The 13855-nt window shown below is 66.7% G+C and carries 17 protein-coding genes; 7 read left to right on the top strand and 10 right to left on the bottom strand.

Annotation, left to right across the window (positions count from 1 at the left end; all coding sequences use genetic code 11):
• Both mutS and ACYPYD_RS25705 read left to right on the top strand, forming a co-directional pair.
• Window positions 1-2150, top strand: a 2150-nt coding sequence (gene mutS / locus ACYPYD_RS25710) for a DNA mismatch repair protein MutS (protein ID WP_459666383.1), incomplete at its 5' end; no start/stop codon positions are given.
• A gap of 23 nt (window positions 2151-2173) precedes the next feature.
• Entirely contained in the window at window positions 2174-2380 is a 207-nt protein-coding gene (locus tag ACYPYD_RS25705; RefSeq protein WP_008832466.1) for a hypothetical protein, read from the top strand.
• 239 nt (window positions 2381-2619) lie between these two features.
• On the opposite strand, the gene ACYPYD_RS25700 is transcribed toward ACYPYD_RS25705, so the two are convergent.
• From ACYPYD_RS25700 to gluQRS, 5 genes are all read right to left on the bottom strand, one after another.
• On the bottom strand, window positions 2620-2934 hold the full coding sequence (locus ACYPYD_RS25700) for a hypothetical protein (protein ID WP_008832465.1): 315 nt from the start codon (window positions 2932-2934) through the stop codon (window positions 2620-2622).
• A gap of 199 nt (window positions 2935-3133) precedes the next feature.
• On the bottom strand, window positions 3134-4003 hold the full coding sequence (locus ACYPYD_RS25695) for a 3-hydroxyacyl-CoA dehydrogenase family protein (RefSeq protein WP_271182521.1): 870 nt from the start codon (window positions 4001-4003) through the stop codon (window positions 3134-3136).
• Window positions 4004-4061: 58 nt separating this feature from the next.
• On the bottom strand, window positions 4062-4631 hold the full coding sequence (locus ACYPYD_RS25690) for a cob(I)yrinic acid a,c-diamide adenosyltransferase (protein ID WP_459666380.1): 570 nt from the start codon (window positions 4629-4631) through the stop codon (window positions 4062-4064).
• A gap of 3 nt (window positions 4632-4634) precedes the next feature.
• A complete protein-coding gene (locus ACYPYD_RS25685; protein ID WP_008832462.1) occupies window positions 4635-4868 on the bottom strand; it encodes an HIG1 domain-containing protein in 234 nt (77 codons plus the stop codon).
• Window positions 4865-5707: a tRNA glutamyl-Q(34) synthetase GluQRS gene (gene gluQRS / locus ACYPYD_RS25680; RefSeq protein WP_459666377.1), complete on the bottom strand. Its 843-nt coding sequence runs from the start codon at window positions 5705-5707 to the stop codon at window positions 4865-4867. The genes ACYPYD_RS25685 and gluQRS overlap by 4 nt, the downstream gene beginning before the upstream one ends.
• Window positions 5708-5863: 156 nt before the next feature.
• Between gluQRS and ACYPYD_RS25675 the strand changes: the two genes are divergently transcribed.
• Window positions 5864-6472 (top strand): HNH endonuclease, encoded by a 609-nt coding sequence (locus ACYPYD_RS25675; protein ID WP_008832460.1) that lies wholly within the window; start codon window positions 5864-5866, stop codon window positions 6470-6472.
• Window positions 6473-6476: 4 nt separating this feature from the next.
• Here the strand turns inward: ACYPYD_RS25675 and ACYPYD_RS25670 are convergent, their stop codons facing one another.
• Window positions 6477-7058: a flavin reductase family protein gene (locus ACYPYD_RS25670; protein WP_008832459.1), complete on the bottom strand. Its 582-nt coding sequence runs from the start codon at window positions 7056-7058 to the stop codon at window positions 6477-6479.
• A gap of 81 nt (window positions 7059-7139) precedes the next feature.
• The gene (locus ACYPYD_RS25665; RefSeq protein ID WP_459666375.1) at window positions 7140-8429 is read right to left on the bottom strand and encodes a dicarboxylate/amino acid:cation symporter; all 1290 of its coding nucleotides are present in this window, start codon (window positions 8427-8429) and stop codon (window positions 7140-7142) included.
• Between the two features lie 187 nt (window positions 8430-8616).
• On the opposite strand from ACYPYD_RS25665, the gene glmM reads away from it, so the two are divergent.
• The 3 genes from glmM to thiD are packed head-to-tail and all read left to right on the top strand — an operon-like array spanning window position 8617 to window position 10978.
• Window positions 8617-9960, top strand: a complete 1344-nt coding sequence (gene glmM, locus ACYPYD_RS25660) for a phosphoglucosamine mutase (RefSeq protein WP_459666372.1) — start codon at window positions 8617-8619, stop codon at window positions 9958-9960.
• Window positions 9960-10187, top strand: coding sequence for a DUF1272 domain-containing protein (locus tag ACYPYD_RS25655; protein ID WP_271182514.1), 228 nt, complete (start codon window positions 9960-9962; stop codon window positions 10185-10187). The genes glmM and ACYPYD_RS25655 overlap by 1 nt, the downstream gene beginning before the upstream one ends.
• Window positions 10188-10228: 41 nt before the next feature.
• Entirely contained in the window at window positions 10229-10978 is a 750-nt protein-coding gene (thiD, locus tag ACYPYD_RS25650) for a bifunctional hydroxymethylpyrimidine kinase/phosphomethylpyrimidine kinase (protein ID WP_069708553.1), read from the top strand.
• A gap of 148 nt (window positions 10979-11126) precedes the next feature.
• Here the strand turns inward: thiD and ACYPYD_RS25645 are convergent, their stop codons facing one another.
• On the bottom strand, window positions 11127-11291 hold the full coding sequence (locus ACYPYD_RS25645; RefSeq protein WP_155986253.1) for a hypothetical protein: 165 nt from the start codon (window positions 11289-11291) through the stop codon (window positions 11127-11129).
• A 108-nt stretch (window positions 11292-11399) separates the two neighbouring features.
• Window positions 11400-12275, bottom strand: coding sequence for an LOG family protein (locus ACYPYD_RS25640; protein WP_036525749.1), 876 nt, complete (start codon window positions 12273-12275; stop codon window positions 11400-11402).
• Between the two features lie 92 nt (window positions 12276-12367).
• Between ACYPYD_RS25640 and ACYPYD_RS25635 the strand changes: the two genes are divergently transcribed.
• Entirely contained in the window at window positions 12368-13426 is a 1059-nt protein-coding gene (locus ACYPYD_RS25635) for a S66 peptidase family protein (protein ID WP_459666370.1), read from the top strand.
• On the opposite strand, the gene ACYPYD_RS25630 is transcribed toward ACYPYD_RS25635, so the two are convergent.
• Entirely contained in the window at window positions 13427-13816 is a 390-nt protein-coding gene (locus ACYPYD_RS25630; protein ID WP_459666368.1) for a hypothetical protein, read from the bottom strand.
• Window positions 13817-13855: the final 39 nt, after the last annotated feature.

The raw sequence follows: 13855 nt of genomic DNA, 5'->3' as shown, positions 1-13855 counted from the left end.
CCACCGGCCGCATGGAACTGGAAGAGTGCGCGCCCGAGCGGCTGGCGGCGGCGCTGGCCCGGCTGGGCGCGAGCGAGCTGGTGGTGCCCGAGGGTTGGGATCAGGCTCCCGATGGCGCCATCGGGCGCGGCGGCCACGAATTCTCCTCCGACGGCGGCGAGGAGCGGCTGAAGCTGGTCCACGGCGTAGCCACGCTCGACGGCTTCGGGGCCTTCACGCGGGCGATGCTCGCGGCTGCGGGGGGGCTCATCGCCTATCTCGACCATGTCGGGCGGGGCAAGCTGCCGCTGCTGCTCCCGCCAGAGGCGCGCGCAAGCGACGCCGCACTGGCGATGGACGAAGCCACGCGCGCCAGCCTCGAAATCCTCGAAGCCTCAAGCGGCGGACGCAAGGGCAGCCTCATCGACGCGATCGACCGCTGCGTCACCGGCGCGGGCGCGCGCCAGCTGGCCGACGACCTCTCGGCCCCGCTGACCGACCGCATGGCGATCGCCGAGCGGCTGGAACTGGTCGAATGGCTCCACGGCGATGCGCTGCTGCGCGAGGACATGCGCGCCGCGCTGCGGGCACTGCCCGACGTGGGCCGCGCGCTGGGCCGCGTGGTGGCGGGGCGCGGTTCTCCGCGCGATCTCGGCCAGCTGCGGGATGGCCTGAGCGGCGCGCGTCGGATCGCCGACCGGCTGGGGCAGATGGATGACGTGCCGGTGCTGCTGGACCGGGTGCTGCCCGATCTTGGCGGGCATGGCGCACTGGTCGATCACTTCTCGCGCGCGCTGGTGGAGACGCCTCCGACCGAACGCGGGCAGGGCGGCTACATCGCCAGCGGCTACGACGCCTCGCTCGACGAACTGCGCGTGATGTCGGGCAATGCCCGCCGCGCCATCGCTGCGCTGGAGGCCAAGTACCGCGAGGATACCGGCGTCGCCTCGCTCAAGATCAAGCATAACAACGTGCTCGGCTACTTCATCGAGGTTGCCCAGCGGCATTCCGACCGGCTGATGGAGCCCGACAGCGGCTTCTCGCACCGTCAGACGATGGCAGGCGCGATGCGCTTCAACGCGCTGGCGCTGCACGAGGAAGCCGCGCGCATCACCGAGGCGGGCGGCCATGCCCTCGCCGCCGAGGACGCGCATTTCGAGACGCTGGTGGCCGAGGCGGTCGCCGCGCGGCGGGAGATCGCCCGCACCGCCGCCGCGCTGGCCCGCATCGATGTTGCCGCCGGTCAGGCCGAACGCGCCGCCGAGGGCAACTGGACGCGCCCGCAAGTGGTCGATGGCCTTGCGCTGGAGATCGAGGGCGGGCGGCATCCGGTGGTCGAGGCAGCCCTTAAGGCGCAGGGCGAGCGCTTCGTGGCGAACGACTGCCGCCTCGCCAGCCATGACCGGCTGTGGCTGATCGGCGGCCCGAACATGGGCGGTAAATCCACCTTCCTGCGCCAGAACGCGCTGATCGTGCTGCTCGCGCAGGCGGGCGGCTTCGTGCCCGCCAAGGCGGCGCGGATCGGCATGGTCGATCGCCTGTTCAGCCGCGTCGGCGCCTCGGACAACCTCGCGCGCGGGCGTTCGACCTTCATGGTCGAGATGGTGGAGACCGCCGCCATCCTCGCGCAGGCTTCGGAGCGCAGCTTTGTGATCCTCGACGAAGTCGGGCGCGGTACGTCCACCTACGACGGCCTCGCGCTGGCGTGGGCGGTGGCCGAGGCGGTGCACGAAACCAACCGCTGCCGCTGCCTTTTCGCCACGCACTATCACGAGATGGCGAGGCTGGCGGAAACCTGCGAGGCGCTCTCGCTCCACCACGTCCGCGCGCGCGAGTGGAAGGGCGATCTGGTGCTTCTCCACGAACTGGCCGAGGGTCCAGCGGACCGCAGCTACGGCCTCGCCGTGGCGCGGCTGGCGGGCGTTCCGCCCAAGGTCATCAGCCGGGCGAAGTCGGTGCTGGAAAAGCTGGAGAAGGGCCGCGCCGAAACCGGGGGCCTCGCGGCGGGCCTCGGCGACCTGCCGCTGTTCGCCGCCGCTGAGGCGACCCGCGAGGAAGAGTGCGATACCTTGCGCGACAAGCTGCGCGATATGGACGTGGATGCGCTGTCTCCGCGCGATGCGCTGGAAATCCTCTACGACCTAAAGCGCGAGGCAGGCACGGAGTCTTAACCTCTCGCTGTTATCCCGTCGGCATGTTCGGCACCAAGATCACGCATGTTTTTCGCAGCCGCTGGCATGCGCTGATGTGGTCGGCGGGAGTGCTCGCAACGGCCTATTGCAGCATTCCGACGCCGGATAATGGCGATACGGGCACCGACTCCGCCGCCCAGCAACAGGCGCAGGCGGAGCAGGCTCAGCAGGCCATGGCGGCATGGTCCAACGCGACCGGCGGAAAATGAGATGGCGCTGTCCCGGGGGTGATCAGGGGCAGGCTGGCCTAAAGCGTATTTTCCAGAATGGTTCTTCCGAACCTCCATCACTGTCATTCCCGCGAAGGCGGGAATCCATCTCCCGAGAGTGCCTGCTGCGCGAGAATCAGCTGGGTCCCCGCCTTCGCGGGGATGACGGCCGGTGTCTTGTCCGATGTCGCCTCGTCTAAAAGGCCGCGAGCGACCCCCGGATCAGTTTCAACACCGTCTTAAGAATCGTCGTCGCTGAATTCCGGGTCGGCCGCATTGTCCTTGCCGTAGCGGCTTTCGAGATCATCCATCGTTTCCTCGCCGTCATAGGCGGACATGTCGATGGTGCCGCTGGTGTCCATCTGGTTCATGTGATCGACGATGTCCTGAACGTCGTCCTCACCCTGAATACCGCCCTTGGCCTTGTCGCTGTAGCCGAGGCCCTTGGCACCGCGCGCCTGCGCCTGTTCGGCGATGGTCTGTGCCTGCGCGGCTTCGTCTTCCTGCTCGTCGTTCACCGTTTCCGGGGCGAGGTCGTCGGGACGGTCGGTCATTTTGGGATTCTCCTTCGTCTGGTGAAACGGGTAGGAGAACGGGGAGGTTCCAAAGAGAAATCTGGGGCCATCGCCCCAGACCCCCGAACTGTCGTCGTTGCGCGCGCAGCCGCGTCAGTGAGTGACGCAGCTACGCGCGTGATCTCGGCAGTTTACGGGGTGCAGGGGTGGTAAACCCCTGCTTTATCCCTTTTGCAGATTACCGCGAAGGAACCGGCGTCTCGCCGGAATAATCGTAGAACCCCTTGCCCGACTTGCGGCCGTACCAGCCTGCTTCGACGTACTTCTGCAGCAGCGGCGCGGGGCGGTATTTCGGGTCGCCGGTGGTTGAGTGGAAGACCTTCATGATCTCGAGCAGGGTGTCGAGGCCGACGAAGTCCGCCAGCGTCAGCGGTCCCATCGGGTGGTTGAGGCCGATCTTGCAGCCTGCGTCGATATCCTCGACCGAGCCGATGCCGGCGCCGAGCACGAAGATCGCTTCGTTCAGCATCGGGCACAGGATGCGGTTGACGACGAAGCCGGGTTCGTCGCCCGCGAGCACCACGGTCTTGCCCAGTTTCTCGCCGAACGCCTTCATGCGGTCGATGGTGTCCTGCGAGGTGGCGAGGCCGGGGATCACTTCGACCAGGCCCATCAGCGGGACCGGGTTGAAGAAGTGCAGGCCGCAGAAGCGCGCGGCGTCGGGCGAGCTGGCGGCCATGCGGGTGATCGGGATCGAGCTGGTGTTGGACGCCATGATGGCGCCCGCGCCGAGCACCTTGCCGGCGGCTTCGAAGATCTTGTGCTTGATGTCCTCGCGCTCGGTGGCGGCTTCGATGATGAGGTCGCAGCCCGACATTGCGGAGTAGTCGGCAGCGGGGGTGATGCGGGCGAGCAGCGCGTCGGCGTCGGCCTGGCTGATCTTTTCCTTGGCGACCAGCTTGGCCAGGCCCTTGGCGATGCCGGCCTTGCCCTTTTCGGCGTTCTCGAGGCTGACGTCCGTGAGGATCACGTCCATGCCCTTGCTCGCCACGGTCTGGGCGATGCCCGACCCCATGATGCCTGCGCCGATGATGCCGACTGACTGCACTGCCAAACTCCTCTGTCGTTTAACCGGGCGCTTAACACCTCGGGATCGCGGAGGGAACCTAGCGGTTTTGTCCCGGCACCCAAAGCACGTCATCGGCGCCGTCGCGATTGACCGCACGGGCGAGGACGAAGAGGTAGTCGCTCAACCGGTTGAGATAGCCGAGCGCGGCGGGGTTCACGGCATCGGTCGCGGCGAGCGCGGTGGCGCGACGTTCGGCGGCGCGGGCAGAGGCGCGGGCGACGTGGACGCGCGCGGCGGCCTCGCTCCCGCCGGGCAGGATGAAGCTGCGCAGGGGGGCAAGGTTTTCGTTGATCGCGTCGATGGCATTTTCGAGCCAGACGACTTGTGCGGGGACGATGCGCAGGGTCATCTCGCCGGGGGTGAAGTCGTTGCCCGGTGTGGCGAGGTCGGCGCCCAGATCGAACATGTCGTTCTGGATGTGCGTGAGCGTGTGGGCATGTTGAGTGCCGCTGAGTGCCGTTATAGCCACCCCTATCGCGCAGTTCGTCTCATCCACGGCACCGATTGCCTCCATGCGCGCGGCATGCTTGGGAAGGCGCGAGCCATCGACGAGGCCGGTGGTGCCGTCATCGCCGGTGCGGGTGTAGATCTTGTTGAGCCGGACCAAGGATCAGCGCGCCATGGCCAGGAGCAGCGCACAGACCAGCACGGCAGCGGCCTGATACTTGATGCGGTTGAACATCATCTTGTTCTGCAGCAACTGGTTAGCCGACGGGCCGGTGGCGTTCGGGTCGCGGTGCAGGTCTTCCTTCGTGCTGTTCATGAAGGCGACGATGCCGCGCACGAGGCTGACGATCACCATGACCACCAGCACGAGGATTACGGGCACGAGAATGTAGCTCATGGCGCGTGGTGTAACCCTTGCGAGAACGAAAGGCCAGCGGGCAGCACGCCGGTGCGCAATGCCTCGGCGATGGCGCGGCCGTCCTCCCCGGCGCGGCGGCGGTCGGCGAGCGAGGGTGCGCCGCGCCGCTTGGCCAGCTTGCGTCCGTCCTTCTCGATCAGCAGCGGATGGTGGAGCCAGGTCGGCACCGGCAGGCCGAGCAGCGCCTGCAGCAGCCGGTGCACGTGGCTTGCCGGGAACAGGTCCATGCCGCGGGTAACGAGGGTTACGCCATCCGTCGCATCATCCAGCGTGACGGCGAGATGGTAGCTGGCGGGAAGGTCCTTGCGCAGCAGTACGACATCGCCGAAAATCTGCGGGGTGGCGGCCTGCGATCCGGCGCCTTCGTCCCGCCATTCGAGCGGGCCGGTGAGTGTCATCGCCTTGGTTACGTCGAGGCGCCATGCGGCATTCTCGGGATCGACTTCCCGGTGTCGGCAGGTTCCCGGATACACCGGGCCGTCTGGTCCGACCTGCGTGGCGGCGGCGGCGATTTCGGCGCGGGTGCAGGTGCAGGGGTAGAGCAGGTCCATCGCCTTCAACTGCTCTCCGGCGGAGGCATGACTGGCCAGCCGGTGGGACTGGAACACCGCCTCGCCGTCCCATTCGAGGCCCAGCCATGCGAGATCGCGGAAGAATTCCTCCACGAACTCCGGGCGACTGCGTTCGCCATCGATGTCTTCGATCCGGAGGATGAACTCGCCGCCCCGCGCCCGCGCGGTGTCATGCGCGACGATAGCGGCATAGGCATGGCCAAGGTGCAGCGGGCCGTTGGGGCTGGGGGCGAAGCGGGTGCGCATCTGCCGCGTGGTAGCGGCCGCGATGCCATCCGCAAACATCCCTGTGGATTGTAGAAGGGCCCCGCGAATCCGCGCCCTTGACGCGCCCTGCCGCAAGTGCTGGAAATAGCGTATGGACTGCCATCAAACCGCAATCCCGGCCTGCGACAGGAGGCCATGCTCAAGTCGGAGCTGATAGAGCGCGCGGCCCGGTTCCGCAGCGCGGAGGGTGATCCCTCCCGAAGTCTTTCAGACTGCCCTGCTCTTGTGCTGAATGCGGATTACACGCCGCTATCCTACTACCCGTTGAGTCTATGGCCCTGGCAGACCGCGATCAAGGCGGTGGTGCTGGAGCGGGTCGATATCGTCTCCAGCTACGAACGCGCCGTACATAGTCCGAACTGGACGATGCAGATCCCCTCGGTAATCGCCCTGCGCCAATACGTGAAGCCGAGCGAATTTCCCGCCTTCACCCGCTTCAACCTGTTCCTGCGCGACAGGTTCTCCTGCCAGTACTGCGGCAGCCCGCATAATCTCACTTTCGACCATGTCGTTCCGCGTCGTCTGGGCGGGCGGACGAGCTGGGAGAACATCCTTACCGCCTGTGCCCCCTGCAATCTCAAGAAGGGTGGGCGCACGCCCAAGCAGGCGAACATGCCGCCGCTGGTGCCACCGATCCGCCCGACCAGCTGGCAGTTGCAGGAGCGCGGGCGCGGGTTCCCTCCCAACTATCTGCACGAAACCTGGCGCGACTGGCTCTACTGGGATATCGAACTGGAAGAATAAGGCTTCAGAAGCCGAGCATTTCCGGTCGGAACAGCCGCCGCCGCGATACGCGTTTACCTGAAAGCATGAACACTCCGTCGCCGACGTAGTGCAGGTATTCCGGCTGTTTTGGCGCAGGACGTGCGCTGATATGCGTTACTTCCAGAATGAACAGGTTGTAGCGCTCTATCGCGCGGTCGTCCCGCAACCGACATTCCAGTTGCGCGTGGCATTGCGGCAGTACCGGGGCATCGACGTCCTGCGCTTCAGCCCTTTCGAGGCCGAATGCGGCGAATTTGTCGATTTCCTCGCCGGAGGAATTGCCGACGCGCACTACGGCATCGAGCATGTCGCCGGTCGGAACGTTGAGAACGCACTGGCCTGAGGCGCAAAGCATGTCGAAGCTTCGGCATCCGCGTGAAACGATGCAGCTGATCATCGACGGCGTGCGTTCGAGGACCTGGTGCCAACCCACCGTCATGACATTGTCGTTCCCCGCGTGGCGGGTGGTCAGCAGGACCACCGGCCCGGGTTCGAGGAACTGGCGGGCACGAGAGGCGGGGATGCTTTCGAAGCGCTCTGCTGCAAGCAAGGGCGATGTGGCCAAGATCGGGGGCTCCTGTCGCTGGAGTGGCCCTTGCTCAGCGAATTACATCCATTTCGGTTTCTTTTTGCTGCGATGAACCGTTCAGTGGATGGTTTCAGCCGTTGCAGGCTGCTCGTCGATCCCGGCATCGACGGCCGCGGCGACCGCCACGTCCATGGTGACATTGCCGATCGTCCGCATCAGGTCGGGCAGGACTTCCACTGCGACTAGGACGCCCAGCGGCCAGAGTGGCACGCCCATGGCTGCCGCGATCGGTCCGATAGATGACACGAAGCTGATCGTGCCAGGCAGCGAGACGGCACCGAAGGTGGTCGCGAAGGCCACGAAGGCGCCGGCAGCGAGTGCTCCGGTCGTGAGTTCCAGTCCTGCTAGCTTTGCCGCATAGACCGCCACGGCCATGTTCATCGCCGGGCCGGTGGCGCGAAAAAGCGTGACGGCGAGCGGCAGCACGAACTCCGCAGTCGTCGACGAGACACCCAGCTTACGGCTCGACGCCAGCATGGCTGGCACGGTCGCGATCGAGGACTGGGTGGAAATGGCGACGACCTGTGCAGGCAGCATCGCGGCCGCGAAGGCGGGCAGGCTGCGCTTGCCGCCGATTACCGCGATCACGTAGCCCGCGATCATCACTACCGTTCCCACCGCCACGACGAGCAGGATGTAGTGCGCCAGCGCGCCCAGCGCGCCCAGCGCCGCACCGCCGCTGCGCACGCCCAGCGTCAGGCCCAGCGCGAAGACCCCGATCGGTGCGAGCATCAGCACCCAGCCGATCACCACCATCATCGCGCCTGCCAGTGCCTCGAACAGCACGGCAAGGGCGCGGCGCGGCTCGTCCGCAAGGCGCGTGGAGGCCAGTGCGAAGAGGCCGACGAAGACGATCACTGGCAGCATGGCACTTGCCGCTGCCGCCGAGATTACGTTGTCGGGCAGTAGCGAGGCGAGGAATTCGGAGATGCCCGGCACTTTGCCCGGATCTGCGCCGTGCGGGAAGCTGACCCCGGCGGGCACCGGGAACAGTTCGAGCAGCAGCGGCATCGCCACCGCGCCAAGTATCGCGCTGAACGCGAGGAAGCCGACGATGATGCCCAAGGTGCGGCGCGCCATGGCGCCTGCGCGGGCGGCGGCGACGGTCTCGACGATGCCGGAGAACAACAGCCCGGCGACCAGCGGCAGGATCGTCATCTGCAGGCCCTGCAGCCACAGTGAGCCGATAGGACCTGTCACTTTCAGCGCGGTATCCGCAATCGGCTTTCCTGCGATCAACAGCCCGATGACCAGTCCGGCCACGAGGCCGATCAGGGTCAGCGCGCCGGGCACGCGGATTTCGGGGATGCGCGAGGCGCTGGAGGGAGCGGGATCGGGGGACGTCATGCGGCTCGACAAATAGGCGGGGGCGGTGCGGTTGGCAATTTGGCGTTGCTCAACTCCGCAGTGAGGGCAAGAATCGCCATTCGACGGAATCCTAAACTGACTGTAAGGCAGCGTTCAGAGGGCGGTAACGCCTCCGGTTGCACAGCGCAGGCGAGAGATTCGAATCTTGCGCGCAAGAGGACAGGTAATGGGTAAGCAGTTCTTCGGCACCGACGGCATCCGTGGCCGCACCAACCAGGGGGCGATGACCGCTGCCATGGCCATGAAGGTAGGGCAGGCCGCCGGCGCGCGCTTCCTGCGCGGCACGCACCGCCACCGGGTGGTGATCGGCAAGGATACCCGTCTGTCGGGCTACATGCTGGAGAACGCTATGGTCGCAGGCTTCACCAGTGTCGGCATGGACGTCGTGCTGCTCGGCCCGATGCCGACTCCTGCCGTCGCCCTGCTGACCCGCGAACTGCGCGCGGACGTAGGCGTGATGATCTCGGCCAGCCACAACCCTTACGAGGACAACGGTATCAAGCTGTTCGGTCCCGACGGCTTCAAGCTCTCCGACGAGGACGAACTGGCGATCGAGGCGATGCTGGTGGGCGAGGACCTTGCCCTTGCCGCCTCGCCCGAGATCGGCCGTGCCCGCCGCGTGGAGGACGCGCGTGGGCGTTATATCCACGCGGTGAAGGCCTCGCTGCCCAGCACCGTGCGGCTCGACGGGCTCAAGATCGCGGTCGATTGCGCCAATGGCGCGGCCTATCAGGTCGCTCCATCCGCCTTCTGGGAACTGGGCGCGGAGATCGTCGCGGTTGGCGTCACCCCCAATGGCAAGAACATCAACGAGCGTTGCGGCTCCACCCATGTCGAATTGCTGCAGGAAACCGTGGTTTCCTCCGGCGCCGACATCGGCATCGCGCTGGATGGCGACGCGGACCGGCTGATCGTCGTGGACGAGAAGGGCCAGACCGTCGACGGCGACCAGATCATGGCGCTGATCGGCAGCCAGCAGGCCGCGCGCGGAGAACTGCGCGGCGGCGGCGTGGTGGCGACGGTCATGTCCAACCTTGGGCTTGAGCGTTACCTGAGCGGTCAGGGCCTTTCGCTGGAGCGTACCGCCGTCGGCGATCGCCATGTGCTGGAGCGTATGCGCTCGGGTGGTTTCAACGTGGGCGGTGAACAATCCGGCCACATGATCCTGCTCGACCATGCCACTACCGGCGATGGCACCGTCGCGGCGCTGCAGGTCCTTTCCGCGCTCGTCCAGTCGGGCAAGCGGGCGAGCGAACTGCTGCACCTCTTCGACCCTGTGCCCCAACTGTTGCGCAACGTGCGCTTCGGAGGCGGCAAGCCTCTGGAGGCCGCCAGCGTCAAGGCGGCGATCGCCGATGCCGAGGCTTCGCTCGACGGGCGCGGCCGTCTCGTGATCCGTCCTTCCGGCACTGAGCCGGTGATCCGCGTCATGGCCGAAGGCGACGACGCGGGCGAAGTGGAGGCCGCCGTCGCCTCGATCTGCCATGCCGTTGAAAAGGCCGCCGCCTGATGCCCCTGGAAATGCGCCCTGATTGCGAACGCTGCGGCACCGACCTCCCCGCCGAGGCCCCCGGCGCGTTCATCTGCTCGTTCGAGTGCACCTATTGCGCTGAATGTGCCGATGCGCTGGACGACATGTGCCCCAACTGCGGCGGGGAACTCGTGGACCGGCCGACGCGAGCCAAGCGGCACCACGATTCCGCGCCGCCGTCGAAAGTGCGGCACTATCAGGGCTGATACTCGACTCGGGGTGCGTTGAGCGGGTAAGGAACGCGGCCATGAACCAGGCTCCTCGCATTCTTTCCATCGCCGGGTCGGATAGTTCCGGCGGTGCCGGCATTCAGGCCGACATCAAGACGATCACCCTGCTCGGCGGCTATGCCATGACCGCGATCACCGCGATCACCGCGCAGAACACCAAGGGCGTCACCGATGTTACGACCCTGTCGGCGCAGATGGTCGCTGCGCAGATCGATGCCTGCGTCAGCGATATCGGCGTCGATGCGGTGAAGATCGGCATGCTCGGCAGCGCAGAGATCGCGGGTGTCGTCGCCGACCGGCTGGACGGGCTGGGCGTGCCGGTGATCTTCGATCCGGTCATGGTCTCGACCGCCGGTTCGGTGCTGGCGGATGCGGCGACGATCGCGGCGTTCGAGCGGCTCATGGGCCTGGCCTGCCTCACCACGCCCAACTTCGACGAACTCGCCGCGCTGGGCGGTGACGCGGCTCTGGCGGCGAAGGGCATCGCCTATATCGCCAAGGGCGGCGACGCACCGGGCGAGGTGGTGGAGGATCGGCTGGTCCTGCCGGGCCAGGAGCCGGTGGTCTGGACCGCGCCGCGCGTCGATACCCGCCATACCCACGGCACCGGCTGCACTCTGTCGAGTGCCATCGCGACGTTCCTGGGGCAGGGCGCTCCGCTGGTCGAGGCGATCGAGGATGCACGGGACTTCGTGCGCGCGGCGTTGCTGGCGGCGCCGGGCTTCGGCGAAGGGCATGGGCCGATGGGGCACCACGCGGTTCGGTGATCTTGGCTTGGGGGGGCAAGGCCCACCCCGTCCGGCTAGTTCGCTGCGCTCTCAAGCCTTCCGGCCCTCCCGCAAGCGGGAGGGCGATGGCATCTCCTTCTCCCCTCCCGCTTGCGCGGAGGGGGCGGGGGTGGGCTCTTCTTCTTCTTCAATTCAGCCGCGAACGGCGGCGCAGCGCGGTATCCGCCAGCAGGCCAACCGCCGCCATAGCACCGCCGGTAAGGCCGGCGGTGCTGAGCGCCACGATCACGGGCTGGGCATAGTCCGCGAAAGCACGGGCGCGGTCGTTCAGGGGTTCGATGATCTGGCTCATGGCGGGTGTCCTGCGGGGGGCTCGGTGTGAGCATGCAGATGCACCGAATCGCTCATTCAAGGCACTCGGATAAGTTCGCTTATTGTGTTCGGATTTTTCGAACGACCATCATCCGCAGTCGAGATCGTAGAACTGCTGGACGTGGCCCCAGCCTTCCTCGGCGGTCTCGCACCAGCGGAACAGCGAGAGATCCTTGGCGTTGATGACGCCCTCCTCGGCCAGCGCCTCGAAGTTGACGACCCGTTCCCAGAATTCGCGGCCGTAGAGCAGGATCGGGATCGGCTTCATCTTGCCGGTCTGGATCAGCGTCAGCAGTTCGAAGAACTCGTCGAAAGTGCCAAAACCGCCGGGGAACACGGCCACCGCGCGGGCGCGCAGTAGGAAGTGCATCTTGCGCAGCGCGAAGTAGTGGAACTGGAACGAGAGGCGCGGCGTCACGTAGCGGTTGGGCGCCTGCTCGTGCGGCAGGACGATGTTGAGGCCCAGCGATTCCGCGCCGACTTCCGCGGCGCCGCGGTTGGCCGCTTCCATGATCGACGGACCGCCGCCCGAGCAGACCACGAACTGGCGCATGCCCTTCTCGACGATGGCGCACTGGCTGGCGAGGCGGGCGAGCTTGCGGGCTTCCTCGTAATACTTGGCCTTGTCGGCAAGGCGGTCGGCGACCTTCTTCTGCTCGTCGGTGACGGCAGCGGCGCGCACCGCATCGGCCTTGTCGGGCGAGGGGATGCGGGCGGAGCCGTACATCACCAGCGTCGAGCCGATGTTGGCTTCCTCAAGCAGCATCTCGGGCTTGAGCAGTTCGAGCTGGAAGCGCACCGGGCGCAGTTCGTCGCGCAAAAGGAAGTCGGTGTCGCGGAAGGCCAGCTGATATGCGGGGTGGCCGGTCTGGATGGTGTCGGCCTGCTGCTCGGCGAAACCGGCTTCCTGCTCGGCCTTGTAGAAACGGCGTTCGGTGAGGTCTTTGTCTTCTTTTTCAGTCATTGGCTCATCTTAGGCATGACGCGGGGCGCGCGTCGAGAACGGATATGTGTGCGCACTGTTGCACGCATTCGTACAGGAACTAGGCTGCGGGCATGATGAACGGATCGGCCTTCACGCGGCGCGCAGCCCTGATGGGAATCGGAGGCGGGGCTCTCGCTTTTCCTGCATTACGGGCGCTGGCGGCTCCACCTGCTCAGGCCAGGGATATGGTGCGCCCGCCGCGCCTGCGCAACGGCGACGTGCTCGGGCTGGTCGCTCCGGCAGGGTTCGTGGCCGACCGCTTCGGCCTCGACGAGATTGGCGCGACTGTCCGGGCCATGGGGCTGGAGCCGCGCTTCGCCCCGCACCTGACCGCGCGCGAGGGCTATCTGGCGGGCTCCGACGCGGCGCGCGCGGGCGATCTCAATGCGATGTTCGCGGACGAGGGCGTGCGCGCGATCATGGCGGTGCGCGGCGGTTGGGGCTCGGCGCGGCTGCTGCCGCTGCTGGACTTCGCGGCGATCCGCAAGAGCCCCAAGCTGTTCACCGGTTTCAGCGACAATACCGCGCTGTGCCTCGCTCTGGCGCGGGCCGGGGTGGTCTCGATCCATGGTCCCACCGCCGCAACTTCGTGGTCGCCCGCGTCATGGGAGTCGTTCCGCGAGCTGGCTTTCGAGGGGGCGATGCCGACTTATGCGGTGCCAAGCTACGCCGGGCCGAACCTCGGCGGACGGGGACCGGCAGTGAGGACCTTCCGGGGCGGCAAGGCGCGGGGGAGGCTGATCGGCGGCAATCTCGCGGTACTCAGCGCTCTGGTGGGGACGCCCTACCTGCCCGACTTCGACGGCGCGATCCTGTTTCTGGAAGAGACCAACGAGGCAGAATACCGCATCGACCGGATGCTCACCCAACTCGCGCTGGCCGGGCTGCTGGAGCGGCTGGCGGGCGTGGTCTTCGGACAATGCACCCATTGCGAGAACCCTGACGGCGGGTTCTCCAACTTCACCGTCTATGAGGTGCTCGACCAGCGTTTCGCGTCGCTCGGCATGCCCGCGTTCCAGGGGCTGATGATCGGTCACGTCGGCGGCCAGATCAGCGTGCCCGAAGGCGCCATGGCCGAGATCGACGCCGATGCGGGAACCCTGCGGCTGCTGGAACCGGCCGTAAGCTGATCAGGCCCGCGCCGGATCTTCGCTGGTGAGACCGTATTGCGAGACCAGTTCGGCGAAAAGGTCGTCCGGCAGTGGGTGAACGAATTCCAGCCCGGCGCCATTGCCGTTCGTCCAGGCGACGAAGGCGATCATCGGCCGGCATTCGGGCAGGGTGAGGGCGATGACCTCGTCTATTTCCAGCGGCCCGACACTCTCGATTCGCGCGCCGAGCGGGGTCAGGTCCTTGAGGACGATGGTATGGCTGGCAAGGTCGCGGCGGAAACGAGCGAGCATTTCAACCTGCTCGCGGGCGTGGCGGCGGTCACCGTCCGGCGAATCGGGAACGTGCAGGGCATCGACGCCCATGATCGCGGGCGCCGGGGCTTCGGTCGCGGGACTTGGCTCCGGCATTGTCGAGTGGTCCTTCCGGGATAGTTAACCGGAGCAACC

The sequence above is a fragment of the Novosphingobium sp. 11B genome (genome assembly GCF_054589055.1).
The sequence above is the reverse complement of the archived record's forward strand: the minus strand, read 5'-3'. Positions and strand labels throughout refer to the sequence as shown.

Coding starts and splice junctions, on each gene's coding strand:
- ACYPYD_RS25655 (WP_271182514.1), top strand. CDS start 9,960: ATGCCCCTGGAAATGCGCCCTGATTGCGAACGCTGCGGCACCGACCTC.
- ACYPYD_RS25640 (WP_036525749.1), bottom strand. CDS start 12,275: ATGACTGAAAAAGAAGACAAAGACCTCACCGAACGCCGTTTCTACAAG.
- gluQRS (WP_459666377.1), bottom strand. CDS start 5,707: ATGCGCACCCGCTTCGCCCCCAGCCCCAACGGCCCGCTGCACCTTGGC.
- ACYPYD_RS25675 (WP_008832460.1), top strand. CDS start 5,864: ATGCTCAAGTCGGAGCTGATAGAGCGCGCGGCCCGGTTCCGCAGCGCG.
- ACYPYD_RS25645 (WP_155986253.1), bottom strand. CDS start 11,291: ATGAGCCAGATCATCGAACCCCTGAACGACCGCGCCCGTGCTTTCGCG.
- ACYPYD_RS25630 (WP_459666368.1), bottom strand. CDS start 13,816: ATGCCGGAGCCAAGTCCCGCGACCGAAGCCCCGGCGCCCGCGATCATG.
- ACYPYD_RS25685 (WP_008832462.1), bottom strand. CDS start 4,868: ATGAGCTACATTCTCGTGCCCGTAATCCTCGTGCTGGTGGTCATGGTG.
- glmM (WP_459666372.1), top strand. CDS start 8,617: ATGGGTAAGCAGTTCTTCGGCACCGACGGCATCCGTGGCCGCACCAAC.
- thiD (WP_069708553.1), top strand. CDS start 10,229: ATGAACCAGGCTCCTCGCATTCTTTCCATCGCCGGGTCGGATAGTTCC.
- ACYPYD_RS25705 (WP_008832466.1), top strand. CDS start 2,174: ATGTTCGGCACCAAGATCACGCATGTTTTTCGCAGCCGCTGGCATGCG.
- ACYPYD_RS25635 (WP_459666370.1), top strand. CDS start 12,368: ATGATGAACGGATCGGCCTTCACGCGGCGCGCAGCCCTGATGGGAATC.
- ACYPYD_RS25665 (WP_459666375.1), bottom strand. CDS start 8,429: ATGACGTCCCCCGATCCCGCTCCCTCCAGCGCCTCGCGCATCCCCGAA.
- ACYPYD_RS25700 (WP_008832465.1), bottom strand. CDS start 2,934: ATGACCGACCGTCCCGACGACCTCGCCCCGGAAACGGTGAACGACGAG.